The 15646-nt window shown below is 55.9% G+C and carries 14 protein-coding genes and 2 pseudogenes; 11 read left to right on the top strand and 5 right to left on the bottom strand.

Annotated features, from left to right (window positions below):
• The first annotated feature begins 330 nt into the window (after positions 1-330).
• From AB1286_RS01885 to AB1286_RS01870, 4 genes are all read left to right on the top strand, one after another.
• The gene (locus AB1286_RS01885) at positions 331-3903 is read left to right on the top strand and encodes an RHS repeat-associated core domain-containing protein (RefSeq protein ID WP_430361664.1); all 3573 of its coding nucleotides are present in this window, start codon (positions 331-333) and stop codon (positions 3901-3903) included.
• Positions 3904-3969: 66 nt separating this feature from the next.
• On the top strand, positions 3970-5475 hold the full coding sequence (locus AB1286_RS01880; protein ID WP_430361663.1) for a hypothetical protein: 1506 nt from the start codon (positions 3970-3972) through the stop codon (positions 5473-5475).
• 73 nt (positions 5476-5548) lie between these two features.
• Positions 5549-6580, top strand: a complete 1032-nt coding sequence (locus AB1286_RS01875; protein WP_430361662.1) for a hypothetical protein — start codon at positions 5549-5551, stop codon at positions 6578-6580.
• A 376-nt stretch (positions 6581-6956) separates the two neighbouring features.
• On the top strand, positions 6957-7994 hold the full coding sequence (locus AB1286_RS01870) for a hypothetical protein (RefSeq protein ID WP_430361661.1): 1038 nt from the start codon (positions 6957-6959) through the stop codon (positions 7992-7994).
• Here AB1286_RS01870 and AB1286_RS01865 read toward each other — a convergent pair.
• Positions 7981-8376: a hypothetical protein gene (locus tag AB1286_RS01865; protein WP_430361660.1), complete on the bottom strand. Its 396-nt coding sequence runs from the start codon at positions 8374-8376 to the stop codon at positions 7981-7983. The two genes, AB1286_RS01870 and AB1286_RS01865, sit on opposite strands and share 14 nt — an antisense overlap.
• 194 nt (positions 8377-8570) lie before the next feature.
• Here AB1286_RS01865 and AB1286_RS01860 point away from each other — a divergent pair, with 194 nt between their 5' ends.
• Together AB1286_RS01860 and AB1286_RS01855 are read left to right on the top strand one after the other, a co-directional pair.
• Positions 8571-8834 carry a DoxX-like family protein gene (locus AB1286_RS01860; protein ID WP_430361659.1) on the top strand — a complete coding sequence of 88 codons (264 nt, stop codon included), beginning with the start codon at positions 8571-8573 and terminating at the stop codon, positions 8832-8834.
• Positions 8831-8900, top strand: a pseudogene (locus AB1286_RS01855) (DUF2269 domain-containing protein); the annotation flags it as partial. The gene AB1286_RS01860 and the pseudogene AB1286_RS01855, both read left to right, overlap by 4 nt.
• 71 nt (positions 8901-8971) lie before the next feature.
• Here the strand turns inward: AB1286_RS01855 and AB1286_RS01850 are convergent.
• The gene (locus tag AB1286_RS01850; protein WP_430361658.1) at positions 8972-9166 is read right to left on the bottom strand and encodes a hypothetical protein; all 195 of its coding nucleotides are present in this window, start codon (positions 9164-9166) and stop codon (positions 8972-8974) included.
• 154 nt (positions 9167-9320) lie between these two features.
• On the opposite strand from AB1286_RS01850, the gene AB1286_RS01845 reads away from it, so the two are divergent.
• Complete coding sequence (locus AB1286_RS01845) at positions 9321-9575, top strand: FitA-like ribbon-helix-helix domain-containing protein (protein WP_430364960.1); 255 nt, start codon at positions 9321-9323, stop codon at positions 9573-9575.
• Positions 9576-9703: 128 nt separating this feature from the next.
• Here the strand turns inward: AB1286_RS01845 and AB1286_RS01840 are convergent, their stop codons facing one another.
• Complete coding sequence (locus AB1286_RS01840) at positions 9704-10963, bottom strand: MFS transporter (protein ID WP_430361657.1); 1260 nt, start codon at positions 10961-10963, stop codon at positions 9704-9706.
• A 160-nt stretch (positions 10964-11123) separates the two neighbouring features.
• Between AB1286_RS01840 and AB1286_RS01835 the strand changes: the two genes are divergently transcribed.
• Complete coding sequence (locus tag AB1286_RS01835) at positions 11124-11606, top strand: DUF2778 domain-containing protein (protein ID WP_430364959.1); 483 nt, start codon at positions 11124-11126, stop codon at positions 11604-11606.
• A 321-nt stretch (positions 11607-11927) separates the two neighbouring features.
• Here the strand turns inward: AB1286_RS01835 and AB1286_RS01830 are convergent.
• Positions 11928-12149, bottom strand: a pseudogene (locus AB1286_RS01830) (helix-turn-helix domain-containing protein); the annotation flags it as partial.
• Between the two features lie 232 nt (positions 12150-12381).
• On the opposite strand from AB1286_RS01830, the gene AB1286_RS01825 reads away from it, so the two are divergent.
• Both AB1286_RS01825 and AB1286_RS01820 read left to right on the top strand, forming a co-directional pair.
• Positions 12382-12876, top strand: a complete 495-nt coding sequence (locus tag AB1286_RS01825; protein WP_430361656.1) for an adenosine-specific kinase — start codon at positions 12382-12384, stop codon at positions 12874-12876.
• Between the two features lie 108 nt (positions 12877-12984).
• Positions 12985-13761, top strand: coding sequence for a 2OG-Fe(II) oxygenase (locus AB1286_RS01820; RefSeq protein ID WP_430361655.1), 777 nt, complete (start codon positions 12985-12987; stop codon positions 13759-13761).
• Positions 13762-13814: 53 nt separating this feature from the next.
• On the opposite strand, the gene AB1286_RS01815 is transcribed toward AB1286_RS01820, so the two are convergent.
• The gene (locus AB1286_RS01815) at positions 13815-14711 is read right to left on the bottom strand and encodes a carboxymuconolactone decarboxylase family protein (RefSeq protein ID WP_430361654.1); all 897 of its coding nucleotides are present in this window, start codon (positions 14709-14711) and stop codon (positions 13815-13817) included.
• 263 nt (positions 14712-14974) lie between these two features.
• On the opposite strand from AB1286_RS01815, the gene AB1286_RS01810 reads away from it, so the two are divergent.
• Positions 14975-15637 (top strand): phosphoribosyltransferase, encoded by a 663-nt coding sequence (locus AB1286_RS01810; protein ID WP_430361653.1) that lies wholly within the window; start codon positions 14975-14977, stop codon positions 15635-15637.
• Positions 15638-15646: the final 9 nt, after the last annotated feature.

The raw sequence follows: 15646 nt of genomic DNA, 5'->3' as shown, positions 1-15646 counted from the left end.
CTTGTCATGATGGTGAACAACGCAAGTATCGAGCGTCTCGACGTGCGGTCTGGCCGCGCGTCGAACATATTCTCAATATCTAATGATTCGCCGACGATCGTTAAATAAAAGATCGGTCTCTCGCGCAATTTTTCTCTACACTGACTCCAATGGCTTGAATCATATAGGATGCTTATGATTTAAAGCTTGGGTGACATTATTTTTGCAATCTGCGGTTCACTTTATCGTAAATCCGAATCAATTTAAAACTGCGCCGGCCAATTGCTGTCGATCGACGTTATTCAGCCGATAAAGCTGGGTGCATTCATAACTCGTAGCTTGGGACAGAAGATGACAATTCTAAAAGCAAGCGAATCGCACTCGAGTAGCACCCAGAATTTGATGCAGTCGTCGTTTCAATACTACACGGATAAGGCCAACTTGGGTCGCCCGAAAACAAGTACGCACGTTCATTATTCCGACGACGATCCTCAAAAAAGCTACACGGCGACGCAGTCATACGAATACCAGCCCGACTCCGATCTGCCTGGCGCGCTGAAGTATAGTTCGACGATGACGGCGAATGACGGTTTGTCGCGCACCGCAACCGGCAGCCATTCAGTCTGGACCGGTCGAGTATGGCAAACCGTCGACGCTAAAGGCAATGCTACCTCCTACAAATATGACGGCTTGGGCCGTGTGATAGAGAAGACGCTTGCGCCGAACACACCGTACGCCTGCACCACTGCTTATAACTATGCCCTGAGCGATGGCGGCACGGAGTCGTTGTTAATCACGATTCGCACTACGTCGTCGAGCGTCGTCAACGGCGTTACGGTAGTCGGCAATACGACGCGCTGCGGGTTGGACGCACTGGGCAGATTGCTCTACGGTGAAACTAGCGATGTGGACAACGGTGTAACCGAGCCATCGCATGACCATCAGCGTGCGGTCGTTAGCTACGACGAGCTTGGACGCACGAAGCAACGCACCAACAACGACTGGCTCCCGAATTTCAGCCAAGCCTACAGCAGTGTGGAAACATCGTCGTATGACGATTGGGGCCAGCAGAACCGACTCGATACCGATGGCCGCTACGTGAGTTCCAGCTACGATCCTATTGCGCGCCAACGAACCGTTGGCCGCGGTAGCGGCACTGGCGCCATACAAACAGCGCTGACGGTCACCACTTACGATGCCGGTGGCTTGCCAATAAAGATTGCGCGCTATGCGACCGGTGACGATCCGAGCAGCGCACAGCCTTACAGCACGCGCTCGATGGAGTACGACGGCCTGCACAGGTTGCGCAAGCTCACCGACGAGCGCGGCCACACGACGAGCTACGACTACGACGATTGGGGGCGGGTGGTCAAAACGACATTGCCTGCTACCACTAATGAGGTGACCCAGCAGACCATGCCGGTGGCGGTAGTGACGCGTAAGTACCGTCCCGACTCGGGCAGCAAGGATGTGACGCAGATCCTGGTCAACGGTTGCCTGTCAGGCACCCAGCAGTTCGATGGGCTCGGGCGAGTCGTCTACAAGACTGTCGGCTGTGAGGCAATTGCATCGGCAATCGCTGACAAGAACGTTTGGAGCTACACCTACGATAAACCCGAGGATACCCAGGCATCACAGATCACGCCGCCGCACGATAAAGGCACCGCGCCAGAAACAGTCGCTCTGCAGTTTGCATACCGTAGAGAGCTGGGCGACACGCTCATTTCATTGAGCGCTAGCGACGGGAGCCATACCTTTTCATACGACAGCGTGACGGGCTTCCCGACGGAAGCTGCGGCAGCTTCAACCCAGATTCAGTCTACGCCGTACCCTTCAGGCCGAATGCAGAGCCAGGCGATTACGCTGGACGGAAACCAAACCTGCACCGGTTGGATATATACCGTGGACGGCGCTCCCTATCAGTACACGCACGTCGACAAAAAAACGACAACCATCGAGCGCTATCCAGACGGACGGGCACAGACGATAAAAGACGACGATATGTCGGTGACGCTCACTTACGACGCGGTCGGCCGACTGACGGACTGGGTAGCCGCTGATGCAACCAACTCGCATCAGTTGCATACGCATATCACGCCGGACGATTACGGCCGTGAAATTTCGCGCGTGATCACCGACCTGATCACCGACAAGGGCACACAGGTATGGAAGTTGACGCAGACGTGGAATGAAGCCGATCAGCTCACCCGCCGGACCACAGGCTACTACGACAATGCGACGTACCGCGACGAAACGTATGGCTACGACGAGCGCAATCGGTTGGTTTCCTGGACTTGCACAGCGGTAGACGGCGCTTACCCGAAAGACCGCTACAACAACGAACTGCAAAGCCAGAAGTTCGTCTTCGATGCGCAGAACAACATAACGAATGTGGTGACCGCTTTCGCCAAGGGCGGCAGCAATACCGCCGTTTTCACTTATGCCTGTGCAACCGATCCCTGTAGGCTAACCTCTTTCACGAATACGCATTCCTCTTATCCCGCGAGCGGCAAGCCCAGCTACGATGCGGCCGGGCGCATGACCGACGACGGCATGACGCTTTCGTTCGTTTATGACATGCAAGGACGGATACAGGCTGCGCAGGACAGCAAGACGAACCGAAAGGCGACGTACGCTTACGACGCCTATAGCCGGCGCTACAAGCACGTGCGGGACGACCAATCGGACGCGACGACCTATTTCTACTATCTGGCCGATCGATTAGTCAACGTTGTGCAAGGCGAGAACGCCGTGCGCATGTTGTGGTCGGCAGCAGGATGCACGTCGCAATCGATCTCGGGTGCGAATTCGGGGGTGTGGCTCACCAGTGCGGATCACGCGGGGTCCGTTTTGGGCGCGAGCAATGGCACCGCCAAACCCGAGCAATTTGGGTACAGCCCCTACGGCGAACGCTCGGCCGCCGAAAGCGCGACGGTGCTCGGCTACGATGGCGAATACCGCGACGAGGTGATCCAAGGCTACCTGCTCGGCAACGGCTATCGGGCGTATCTGCCGTCGCTGATGCGGTTTACGTCGCAAGACAATATGAGTCCGTTCCTGGCGGGCGGTATTAATCCCTACGCCTACTGCTCCGGCGACCCGATTAATTATTCAGATCCGACCGGTCACTTCAATATCTTCCATATTTTCAAGAAGGTCCTGCATGGCGCGGGTGACTATTTCAGCCACGCGATAAAAGGCGGCGCACTTTCCCTCGTACTTTACCCGCTTGGGCTGGACAAATATAACCCTGTCATTTACTTGAAGCATTGGGTTGGCGAAGGAATACAAGATTTCATGAATTGGAAGGGCGCGAAGTTCTCGGGGGCATATTGGGCGCTCAAGGGCATTGGATGGGCTCAGGGCAAGTTCGAAAATGGACTCCTTGAAAATGATCTGCACATTTCCGCTTCATGGGCCAACGTCATATCCACAACGACGCTATCGGTAGCGACTCTGGGCGCCGGGGAGTTGCTCGGTGCTGTATCGAAGTTCGCCGCGGGGGCGTTTTCGGAGGCGGAAGAGGCCGGCATAGAGTTTGAGGAATTTCCCCAAGATCCGTCGACCTTGAACGACGGAATAGACGCAGAGGCCCAGGAAGCAGAGCGGGTCCGGCAAGCAGCGTGGCGGGAAGTAGCGCGCCGCAACGCCGGACAGGCCGAGCTGGATCCTACCCCGGAGCAAGCGAGTATGAACGCACGCACGGGGGCGATCAGATCGGGGATTGACGTGGCGCGATCGGGCGTGAACACATTGATGCGTCGGTTTTCGGCGGAGATGGCCAACACTGAAGACGATGGTGTGTCCCTAGCGTGGTGGCGCGAGGAATCAATCCTCTATCGCGTGCGGATCGGATTTCTGCTCGCGGGCACCTATGTAGGGCGCACTGCGAGCCGATTGGTGGACTGGATCGCGGTGCGCTAGCGCGCCACCGTCTCACGACCCTGTCGATGTTTGACATCAAGGACAATTTAATTGGGAATTCGATTCATGAGTAACTTGCCCAGTTTTTATACACAAGCCGGTAATTTCCGTAACGACGTCGAAGGCTCGGTCGACCCGCGCACCGGTATGTTCAACGTCAGCATCAAGCTTGGCGAAGTTGTTGGGAACAACCATCTCGGCCCCACGCTTCCTATCGCCCTGAGCTATAGCCCGCTTGCGTCGCTAAACGGTCCCACCACAACTGTATTCGGTCCAGGGGTGTCGTTGAATACGACGCAATACGATACGTCTCAGACGCCATGCCGGCTTTCGCTGTCAACGGGGGAGCAATATATCGTCAACGACGATACTATGGAAATTCTCCAAAAAAAGCTCGACCACGTCAGGATCGAGAAAGGCGCAGATAACTATAAGATCACTTATAGATCCGGTGCCGTGGAGATTTTGGATGGGCCTGGTGCGTACCCATCTCGACTAAAAATGCCCAAACAGTTGATCAATCATCTGGGGCACAGCCTAACGCTTCACTGGAATACTAGCGGCCCGGTTCCGAGGCTCGACTATATTGTCGATGATAATGGTACCAAACTGCTCAGCGTAGATTATTCTCAACCAACTGGCCCTACCTTCACCTTCTACCCGGGGCAGACGGAAACGTACGATGTGCAGCTGCTTGTGAGTGACGGCATCCTGACCATCAAGAATTTCAGTCTTGGGACAAACAACCCTTTGATATGGACGTTGACCTATGACACGGTTGGACAGAACGGATCCTGGGGGGCATGGGTTACGGGTGTCACCACACCCGGGCAAAGCGGAAACGCCAAAACGGAAAGCGTTCAATATCTCGATGACGGCACGGGTGCGTCCTTTCCCGACTCGTCCACCCCGCCGTTGCCGCTCGTAGCTTCCTATACGCGTGATCCAGGTTGTCAACAACCACCCATAGTCAGTAAGTACGCATATCTCGGAGGCAGCTTTCTTGGGGCTAATACGGGCGGTGCATCCTCCAGCACAAGCGATGCACTATACGGCGTTTTCGACGATTATACGTACGGCAGCGTCGAAACGAAAACATGCGGCGCCGACTCTGTCGTAACGACTCGCAAATACAATCGTTATCACCTTTTGATAGAGGAAAAAGTAAACCAAAACGGATACGTGCGCACCGTTACAACTGAGTACGCAAATCTCAAAAAGGGTAAAACCTTCGATCAGCAGGTTTCGAACTGTCAATGCCCGACGAAAAAAACGACAACCTGGACGTCATCGGGAAATCAGCAGCAGCACGTGGTCGTTACCAAGTATGACGATCAGGGCAATTTGACCGAATCGACGGCATACGAAGACGAGGGCTGCCAAAGCCAATGCTCACCTAAAACTACCTGGGCGTTCTATGTTGGCGACGGCAGTGATGGTACGGATTGTCCTCAAGATCCGCTCGGTTTCTCGAAGCGCTTTATGAAGAGTGTAACAAAAACACCCTATTTGACGTCGTATTCGGATGTGCCGTCGTTGACGACAGTATACAGGTACACCGATATCTCATAAAAATTATATCCGCTTTGAATCGAGTTTTATTCGTCAGGCGTTCGATTTTCATTAAGGCATTCGGAGAAGGACAATGAGCGATACCGTTGATTTCGCGACGATAGCAAACCCGTCTATCAAGGCGGAAAGTAGTTGCATATACGCAAATTCATATAATCAGATGAAGCTTACTGTTCAATTTGTCGCCTTGAACGCGCAGAGCAAGCCCGTTTCGCTTACAGCGGCTGATCTTCAGGCATGTGTCTGGTTGATCGACTACAATGCTACGAGCTTCAATCAGAAGCTCGCCGATGATGATAATTGGGCTGTCGATACGGCTCCTAGTGAGTTTTATAATTATCCATCTCAAAGCAGTTTGGCGCCGCAAATTTCCAGCGAGCAGGATGATCCGATAAATAGCATCGATTTCTATGTGCGCACGGGTCATTATGTAAGTAGTGTGCAGATCGGCTGGGTTATTAAAACAACCACTGGCGCCATTTACACGTGCTCGAGCCAGCAACTTGGTTCACCAGATGTATCCCCTAATTACAAGTCTCCCGCCAGTTTTTCATTGATCGAGGCGGTTGTGTATACGATGGATAATTGTAAAGTTACCGTCGACAATCAAACGGTCAAAACAAATGACTATCAGGCATGGATTCATTCTCTTCAAATAGATCATTCGAAGGATGGTGAAGGTGTTCCTCGGGGTGCAATCATTCATAGTCTAGTTTTTAGTGATTTGACATGTACGATCGATCCCAATATCTCGGGCTTCAACCCATATTATTTTTACAACTATTGGAAGTTGGATCGATATAGTGACAATGGTGGGCGATGGTGGATGATATTCCAGCTATCTGCGGGCGTGTCGGGGAGTTGGAATTTTTGGTTTAAAAACTATAATATGGGTTCGATACCCTATAATTTAGATGGGTCGGCCGTCACCAGTGTATATTACTACCATACTTCTGCCGTGCCGGTTTCCCCTGAAGATGTCAGCGACGCTTTACCGCCTCAGTTCATGATATTTGACCAATTCGGCAACTCGGGGAGTTTTGCTGTAGAGAATCAGGATGGCGGAGAGAATGGGTACCTTGTATACAAGTCTACGCCTGATTGATTCCGGGGCAACCTCGGGCCGTGTCGTTATACACAAGGGCCAATACGGGTGGTGGCTCTTCCGGCGCAAGCGATGTGTCTGACGTTTTCGGCGGTTATATGCACGATAGCATTGAAACAAATCAGCAGGATCCGAATTGTGAGATCTCTCTGCTGTGAGGGAGAGGATGGTGCGCGCTGTCGTCAAGATTCGCTCCGTGGCTCGAAACGCTTTATGAAGAGCGTAATAAAAACACACTATTTGACGCCATATTCGGATGCGCCGTCGTTGACGACCGCGTACACGTACACAGATATTTCGTAAAAATAACATTCGCTTTGAGTCGAGTTTTATTCGCCGTGCGTTCAATTTTCATCAAGACATTCGGAGAAGGCTAATGAGCGATACCGTTGATTTCGCAACGATAGCAAGCCCGGCTATCAAGGCGGAAAGTAGTTGTATCTACGCAAACAATGGTAATCAGATGAAGATTACCGTTCAATTTGTCGCCCTGGATACGCAGAGCAAGCCCGTTCCGCTTACAGCGGCTGATCTTCAGGCATGTGTCTGGTTGATCGACTACAATGCTACGAGTTTCAATCAGAATCTCGCCGACGATGATAATTGGGCTGTCGACACGGCTCCTGGTGATTTCTATAAATATCCACCTCAAAGCAGGTTGACTCCACAAATTCCCAGTAAACAGGGCGATCCGATAAATAGCATCGATTTCTATGTGCGCACGGATCATTATGTAAGTAGTGTGCAGATCGGCTGGGTTATTAAAACAACCACTGGCGCCATTTATACGTGCTCGAGCCAGCAACTTGGGTCTCCAGATGTATCCCCTAATTACAAATCTCCCGCTGTTTTTTCATTGTTGGAGGAGGTTGTGTATACGATGGATTTGTGCAAGGTTACCGTCGACGATCAAACTGTCAAAACAAATGACCATCAGGCATGGCTTCATTCTCTTCAAATAGATGACTCGAAGGAAGGTGAAGGCGTTCCTCTCGGTGCGGTCATTCATAAGTTACGCTTTAATAACTTGACGTCTACAAATCCGACCGATCCAAATAATGTGGGCGAGAACTCATGGGATATTTACAACTATTGGAAGTTGGATCGATATAGTGACAATTCTGGGCGCTGGTGGATGACATTTCTATTCACCCTGGGGCAAAGTGGTAATTGGGAATTTTGGTATAAGACATATGATATGGGTTCGATACCCTATAATCTAGATGGATCGTCCGTCACTAGTGTGTATTACTACCATACTAATGCTGTGCCGATCTACCCCCAAGACACCCAGGACGTCTCACCACCTCAGTTCACGATATTTGACCAATTCGGAAACTGGGGGAATTTTGCTGTAGAGAATCAGGATGGCGGAGAGAATGGGTACCTTGTATACAAGTCTACGCCTGATTGATTCTTAGTTTGATGAAACGCTGCGGTTGAAGCCTGAACGCTGATGAAAACGTTCGGTACCGCAGCGCGTATCGGTCGAACCGTTCGGAAAAGTAAGACGTGATGCGCCGGACCATCGCACCCGGCGAGGAGCGCGTCATGAAGGTCTTGGTATGCGGGGCGAGCGGATTTATCGGTAGTGCGATTTCAAGGCGGTTGACGCAAGACGGGCATGGGGTGGTTCGCGGCGTACGGCGGCCGCAGCGCTCAGAAGAAATCGCGATAGACTTGCGACCGATGTGTCGGCGCAAGACTGGCTCGATAAAGTTCGCAATGTCGATGCGGTGATCAATGCCGTGGGCATCATCGTCGAGCGAGGGAAACGGACGTTTTCGCGCATGCATACCGAAGCACCGATTGCGCTATTCGAGGCCTGCCGCCTGCAAACGATACGGCATGTCGTTCAAATTCGGCCGGCCTTGGTCTATGGCGCGGTGGGGACGTCGGCCCGCTTATTTCGCGCTTTGGCGGGCGTGCCGATTCGCTTTCTGCCCGGGAGCGGCGAGCAGGTATTGAGGCCCGTCCATATCGACGACGTATGCGATCTCGCGCTTGTTGGCTCGCGACGGCGAAGCGTCTTGTTCGTGTATCGATGCGGTGGGCCACGGAGGTCACCTATCGAGAGATGTTGGGTGCCTACCGCGCGTTATGGCTCTTACAGGCGGCGCTGATTATCGGATATACCGTGCTGATCGCGGCCGTCATGCCCGAGTTCCTGATCGAGCCGTTCGCGCCCATTCTCAAGAATCTGCCGATCCTCGCAATTCTGTTTGTCCTCTACAGTGAGGAGAGGCGCACATGAACGCGTATTTGCTCGTCAAGACATTGCATATCCTCTCATCGGTACTTCTTGTCGGTACCGGGTTAGACCGTGTACTTTCTGATGGTCGCAAAGCCGGCGCTGTTTTAGCGCAGCGCCGGCTGGGTCGGTTTCCGCGGTTAACTGTGCCCTTGTTCCTTCGAGCGATCGACTTCGGTTAGATCGTCCTCATGCACTTCGGCTTTGCGGACAGTCGTACCTTCATCGTCGGTTTCGGAGACGTCGGTCTTGAACGTGCCGCCCGTTTCGTCTTGCTCCGAACCGGGTTGCCCGGTTGAGGTTTCAGATTGATTCGGCGCCTGTTTATTTGCCATGATGCGACTCCTTTCGATATGTTTTCGTGAGGAACGGCAGCGGCGCTGCCTGCATGTACGAACGAGCAAACCCCGTGCACGTGATGGCAGCCTCTGCGGTGACTTCAGTATGATAGAAGTGACGTCATTGCTAGCATTGGCTGGAGAATTGATTATGGCGATTCTGACCGTACGCAACGTGCCTGACGAGGTCCATCGCGCCCTTAGGCTTCAGGCTGCACAGCATGGGCAAAGTACCGCGGCGGAGATCCGGGAGATTCTCGCGAGTGCCGTCCAACCGGAAAAACGCGTTCGCTTGGGCGACGCCCTGGCCGCTCTAGGACGCAAAGTGGGGCTGACAAATGAGGATGTCGCGGCGATGGATCAAACGCGAGAAAAGAAGCCGGCGGAACCGGTGAGGTTCGAATGATCGACCTCGATACCAACGTCGTTTCGGAAGCCATGAAGCCGGACTCGACTGTTCTCGATCGGGTCATCGCAGCGTCGTATGCGCTTGTTGTTGCATCGGAGTAAGCCCAATCCCAACGCCGCGGTCGATTACTTGTGTGTCGTGAGCGCACTGGCGGGCAGATCGTCGAGCCGAGCGGCGGGCGAGCGCAGGATGATAAACGCCTGAATTGCGAATGCGGCAACCGCCACGACAAGACACGGCCGCGCGCCCGCCGCGCCGCCCAACGTCGCGCCGATCAAAGCGCCGACCGGACGCGAGCCGTAAGTCGCGGTGCTGATCAACGCCGATACGCGGCCCAGCATGGCCTGGGGCGTGATCGCCTGCCGAAGGGTAGTGGAGCTGATCACCCAAAGTATCGGCCCGAAGCCGAGTTCGAAATAGGCGGCTGACGCGATCCATGGTGAAGGGACGAAAAGCGTTACGCATAGCGTTAGCGATGCGGCGAGCCCGCATAGCGGTCCCACGATCAGCACGCGACCGAAGGGCAGCAACATCGATATCTTCGGAGCGCATAACGCGCCGATGATCATGCCTACGCCGTAGGCGGCTAGGGTCGCACCGACTTCCGCCGCCGAGAGTCCGAGGTGCAGTCTCGCGTACGGGACATATACCGCTTGGATGACGAAGAAGCCGATATTAAAAAAGACTGCAGTCGAGACGACGGCTCGCAAAAGAGCGTTGCCCGCTACGAATGTTGCGCCGTCGCGCAGTTCGGATGTGAATCGTCGCGTTTCCGTGGGCGCGCGCGCCGGTTCTCTGATCTTTGCGAGCAGTAAGACGGCCACAGCGGAAAGGCCGGCTGCGGTGATGAAAGCGACCGGAGCGCCAATCATGCCGACCAGCAGCCCACCGATTGCCGGGCCGGCTGAATAAGCGACGCTGCGAGCAAGCTCGATGCGCCCGTTCGCTGCGGCCCATGCGCCGCGTTCGACCAAGGTCGTGACAAGCGCTGGCGCTGCGACGTTGTAGGCGACCGTGCCGCATGCGGCTATGAATCCGCAAACGGCCAGCACCGGTAACGACAAGCTGCCGGTGACGAGCGCGGCGAGGATAGCGAGGAGGGCAGCGCAGCGCACGGCTTCGGCACAGGCCATCAGCTTTTGGCGTGAAGTTTGATCGGCCCAAACGCCGAGCACAACCGATAGAACGAGGAACGGCATGGTCTGGGCCGTTTGCAGCCAACCGGTTTGACCGGCTCCGGCGCCAAGCGTGAACACAGCGACGATCGGCGTCGCGGCGAGGCAGATTTGTTCGGCGCACTGGGCCGCGAGATTCGACCAGGCGAGGCGATGAAAGGCCGCAGGTAGCGATGCGGCGGATGGGGGTGTCGCGGTTTGGACTGGCATTGCGTTGGAAGCCTGCTTAGCGAGTGGAGTCAGGCGTATGGTGTCCAACGCGGCTCAAGCGGGCTAACCGCATCTTGCGGTTTCGTTGAGTGCGGTCGGCGAGTCGGGTTTATCAGCAAGTTATTTATAATGTCGGCACAAAAAATAGAGGGCCATATTTATACCGGTTAGCTGCATGTTCTACCTAAACAATGAACGAATGTCCGTACTTCAATGCCCTGGGCTCGGCGCGGTCGCCGCTTTTTCGGGAGACGGGTCGTCCATCGATAACCCAGCGGCAACAGCCAAACAAGACGAAGGGCCACTCCCGAAAGGCACGTATTACATCATCGATAGGCAATCCGGCGGGCACTTGGGGTGGTTGTGGGATGCGGTTAAAGATGCATTGGTCCATAGCCAGCGTAGCGAGTGGTTCGCGCTGTACCGCAATGACGGCGTAATCGATGACTATACGGTTATCGATGAGGTCAAGCGCGGACACTTCCGGTTGCATCCGGTGAGGCGGTTAGGCGAGAGCAAAGGTTGTATTACGCTGGCGAATCCAGCACAGTTTCAGCGGCTCCGCGCGTTTTTGAAGAGGCAGCCGACTATGAGGATCCCCGGGACCACCATAGAGTATTACGGAACGGTGGAGGTGCGATGAAGCGTTTCCTTTTTCGGCTCCTCGTAGCGATTGTTCTTACGATCCCGATCGGGTGGGCCCTCGGATCGCAACACTGGTTTTGGTCGCTGGTCAGAAGTCCGATAGGACACCGCATATTGCGATGGGCTTCGAAGCCGTTTGAACCGCTTGACGGGGAGAGCTATGACGATCCAGTTGTTGCGGTGATGCTGCTTTTAGGGTTTTTCATCTCCGCATTGATCGTGTGGGGAGGACTGGCGGTATTGGATCTCAATCGCCGTTTAACGCGCTAGCGTCACTGACGACCAACTCCGCCGCTGTGAAATGCAGCGTCAATAAGCGGCTCGTCGCATCGTCCACGTAGTCGCCGTCAAGTCGACGATTGCCGGGCTTGGCTCGATGACCAGACACCAGCCCGGCCGGCCCGTGTTCCCGAAACCGGGCAGCCAGCCGGCGAATCTGCCGCGTCGTTAGCTCCAGCCGGTTGGCCGCACGCCATGGCTGTAGCTTGCCGTCCACCACGTCCTGAATGACCTTCAATCTGTCCAGCTCGCGCATGCTCATGGTGATCAGTCCTGAACGCGTCAGGGCGATCTCCGGCAGGTCGAAACTCCGCCAGAATGCGCCCAAACAGCCCAGCACTACGACATCTGAACTTTGCCCAGATACGACATTAGAACTTTGCTCTTACACTTCTTAGGTTGATAATTCATGTTATGTCAAATCAACAATCCAAGCGCCGGCCCACCTAAAATGAACCTAGCTACCCCTCGAACAGCCACCTAGCGAGGTCGTCATGCTCCAACTGCTCACGGTAACCGTCTCGAACCCGGACAACCTGAACTTCATCCTAGGCCAGACGCATTTCATCAAATCGGTCGAGGACATCCATGAGGCGCTATACGAAACCGTACCCGGTATTCAATTCGGTCTGGCATTTTGCGAAGCGTCCGGCAAACGGCTCGTCCGCCACTCGGGCACGCATAGCGGTTTGACCGAGCTCGCCTGCCATAACGCCCAGGCTATCGGCGCCGGACACAGCTTCATACTTTTCCTCGGTCAAGGCTACTTTCCGATCAATGTCCTGCCGAAGGTCCGCGACGTCCCGGAGGTCTGCCGCATTTTTTGCGCAACGGCCAATCCGGTTGAAGTGGTCGTAGCCGAAACCGGCCAGGGCCGCAGCATCCTCGGCGTGGTCGACGGTTTCCCGCCCCTCGGCATTGAAAACGACGAAGAAGTCGTTGCCCGCAAAACCCTGCTGCGCGATTTCGGTTATAAAGCCCAGCCTTGAGCGGCGGCAGCGCGGTCGAATGAAACCGCAAGTTTCGATGGGCGAATGCCTGAGAGTCAGTGCACGATATCTGCATCGAGATCATCCGCACTACGCGCACCGCTAAGCATGCCTATCGTTAAACCCGTTCCATTCGCGCCCGACGGCAAGCTCGCCGTCAATCACGCCGCCCCCGACGAGTCGCCGGCCGAGAAGCTGCGGAGCGTCCATTGGCCCGATATCGAGGCCTCGCTCGACGCGCAAGGATGCGCCGTCGTCTCCGGGATGCTGACGGCCGCGGAATGCCGCGCCCTGGCCGCGCGTTACGACACCGAATCGCTCTACCGCAGCCGCGTGATAATGAGCCGGCACGGCTTCGGACAAGGCGAGTACAAATATTTCGCCTACCCGCTTCCTCAACCTATCGCCGCCCTACGCTCGGCCCTGTATCCGCATCTCGCACCGATCGCCAATCGTTGGAACGAAGCGATGGGCATTGCGGTACGGTATCCGAAAACCCATACGGCGTTTATCGAGCGCTGCCACGAAGCAGGCCAACAGCGTCCCACCCCGCTCATCCTTCGATACGGGCCGGGCGACTACAACTGCCTGCACCAAGATCTCTACGGAGAACATGTGTTTCCGTTGCAAGTTGCGATTTTGCTGTCGCAACCGGGCACCGACTTCACAGGGGGCGAGTTTGTGCTCACCGAACAGCGCCCCCGTATGCAATCGCGACCCGAGGTCGTGCCGCTCCAACAGGGCGACGCCGTAATCTTCGCCGTGAGCCACCGCCCCGTCCAAGGTACGCGCGGTCCCTATCGCGTCAACTTGCGCCACGGCGTGAGCCGCGTCCGCTCCGGGGAACGCCATACGGTCGGCATCATTTTTCACGATGCGCTCTAACCTACCCCAACGCTACGTAGCGCCAGCCCGAGCCCCAACGTGGGCAGGCTTGTCTACGTTTTCTGCGCCGAGAACCGCTCGAACGTAGCTGTCGCCGGTTGCAATGCATTGAGCGTCAACGGCCAGCCGGCGTAGACGGTCATATGCATGAGCAGCTCCACGAGTTGTTCTTGCGTCCATCCGGCGAGCAGGCAGCGTTCTAAATGCGAGGCGATCGCGCTGCGTTCGTTGCCACGTGCAAGTGTCCTCGACAACTCGACCAACCGCCTGTCGCGTGGGCCGAGCGGCATCCCTTCCCAAGTCTCGATACCCTCGAGCGCGAGCAAGACATCCGTGTGCCGCGAAGCGCCGAACAGCAAATAGGCCATTTCACGGATGTCCTCCGGAATCGGCTGGGCGTGCCCCGGCTCGCGCAACGTTGCGCCCGCACGGCCCCGGCTCTTCGCCACGACATTGCGAGCGACGACCATCGACGCCTCGAACGACCGCATTTCGGCGCCAACCGCCGCCAACAAAATGACCTGCGTCATTTCGCGCGGCGTCCAGCCTGTTCGCAACATACCGACACAATGCAAGTCGAGCGCCGAAGGCACGTCGCCGAGCGCGACAAGTATCGCCACCGTGACCAGCTCCCTGTCCTTCAACGATAACGCCGGGCGGCTGATAACTTCGCCATAGATCTGTTCGATCAAAAGCCGCGCAAATTCCGGCGACAGGCGCTGGAGCGTTCCGACGAGCGCATCGCCCTTCTCTCCGCCGATGGCTTCGAGCGCAGCCAAACCGTCGGCCCGGATACCTGTATGCCGATCGCGTTGCCCCGACTTCCCCCGTCGCCGCGAACCCGCACTCCATGAGCGACGCCACGCTCGAACGGCCGATGCCAGCTTGTTCGATACGCCTCCCGATGCGCTCTTCTCCACATATTCAGGCTGTTGCTGTCCGTCTTGCACGTCCGACTCCTCTGCGACCGCGACATCATGCATGTCGCATGTTGGGTCACGTGCAAAAACGCTTGCACGCGTTCGTCCCTTTGACGGTAGTCAGCACATACCTATGAAAACTGAACAAAGGTGACACGTATTCGCATGCGCCGCCAGTATGCTCAAGTACTGACGAACCCGTGCGAGACAAGTACCCGCTACACCCTTGCAATTCCCTCCTAAAATGCAACGTGATGGTCGATCCGTTGCCCTCATCTAGCGTAGGCATCGCTATGTTCGCGTTGTTTAAAGACCGCAACGAGGCGGGCCGCATACTCGCCGAGCGTTTGCGCAAGGAAGCCGGTGCGGGCACGGTCGTACTCGGCCTGCCGCGCGGGGGTGTCCCGGTCGCTTTCGAAGTCGCCATGGCGCTCGGGGCGGAACTCGATGTGTTGCCGGTTCGCAAGATCGGCGTACCCGGTCATTCGGAATTGGCGATGGGAGCCATTGCGTCCGGTGGTGCGTTGCACGTGGAGCACGACACCATGCAGGCGGCGCACGTGACGCAAGCCCAATTCGATGCGGTATTGGCTCGAGAGCGTATTGAATTAGCGCGACGAGAGTCGGCTTACCGCGGAAATCGCCCGCCGGCGTCTGTCGAGGGACGCACGGTGTTGCTGGTCGACGACGGCATCGCAACCGGCTCGACGATGAAAGCAGCTATTCGCGCTTTGCGCGCGCGTCGCCCGGCTCGCATCGTGGCGGCACTGCCCGTTGCGCCGGCCGGTATCGAGGCCGAATTCGAAGATATGGTCGATGCTTTCTTCTGCGTCGCGCAGCCGGCGCCGTTCTTCAGCGTCGGCCAGCACTACGAGGACTTCGGAGAAACCACGGACGAGGACGTGCGCGCCTTACTACAGCGGGCATGGGGCGGACAACCAGGACAAGCGCAGTGAGGCACCGCG

Origin of the sequence: Trinickia sp. NRRL B-1857, from assembly GCF_050470685.1 — a bacterium.
Lineage (GTDB): Bacteria > Pseudomonadota > Gammaproteobacteria > Burkholderiales > Burkholderiaceae > Trinickia.
This window is presented reverse-complemented; position numbering and strand designations above follow the sequence as displayed.

Coding starts and splice junctions, on each gene's coding strand:
- AB1286_RS01875 (WP_430361662.1), top strand. CDS start 5,549: ATGAGCGATACCGTTGATTTCGCGACGATAGCAAACCCGTCTATCAAG.
- AB1286_RS01865 (WP_430361660.1), bottom strand. CDS start 8,376: ATGCATGCGCGAAAACGTCCGTTTCCCTCGCTCGACGATGATGCCCAC.
- AB1286_RS01880 (WP_430361663.1), top strand. CDS start 3,970: ATGAGTAACTTGCCCAGTTTTTATACACAAGCCGGTAATTTCCGTAAC.
- AB1286_RS01810 (WP_430361653.1), top strand. CDS start 14,975: ATGTTCGCGTTGTTTAAAGACCGCAACGAGGCGGGCCGCATACTCGCC.
- AB1286_RS01820 (WP_430361655.1), top strand. CDS start 12,985: ATGCCTATCGTTAAACCCGTTCCATTCGCGCCCGACGGCAAGCTCGCC.
- AB1286_RS01860 (WP_430361659.1), top strand. CDS start 8,571: ATGCGATCTCGCGCTTGTTGGCTCGCGACGGCGAAGCGTCTTGTTCGT.
- AB1286_RS01840 (WP_430361657.1), bottom strand. CDS start 10,963: ATGCCAGTCCAAACCGCGACACCCCCATCCGCCGCATCGCTACCTGCG.
- AB1286_RS01845 (WP_430364960.1), top strand. CDS start 9,321: ATGGCGATTCTGACCGTACGCAACGTGCCTGACGAGGTCCATCGCGCC.
- AB1286_RS01850 (WP_430361658.1), bottom strand. CDS start 9,166: ATGGCAAATAAACAGGCGCCGAATCAATCTGAAACCTCAACCGGGCAA.
- AB1286_RS01870 (WP_430361661.1), top strand. CDS start 6,957: ATGAGCGATACCGTTGATTTCGCAACGATAGCAAGCCCGGCTATCAAG.
- AB1286_RS01885 (WP_430361664.1), top strand. CDS start 331: ATGACAATTCTAAAAGCAAGCGAATCGCACTCGAGTAGCACCCAGAAT.
- AB1286_RS01825 (WP_430361656.1), top strand. CDS start 12,382: ATGCTCCAACTGCTCACGGTAACCGTCTCGAACCCGGACAACCTGAAC.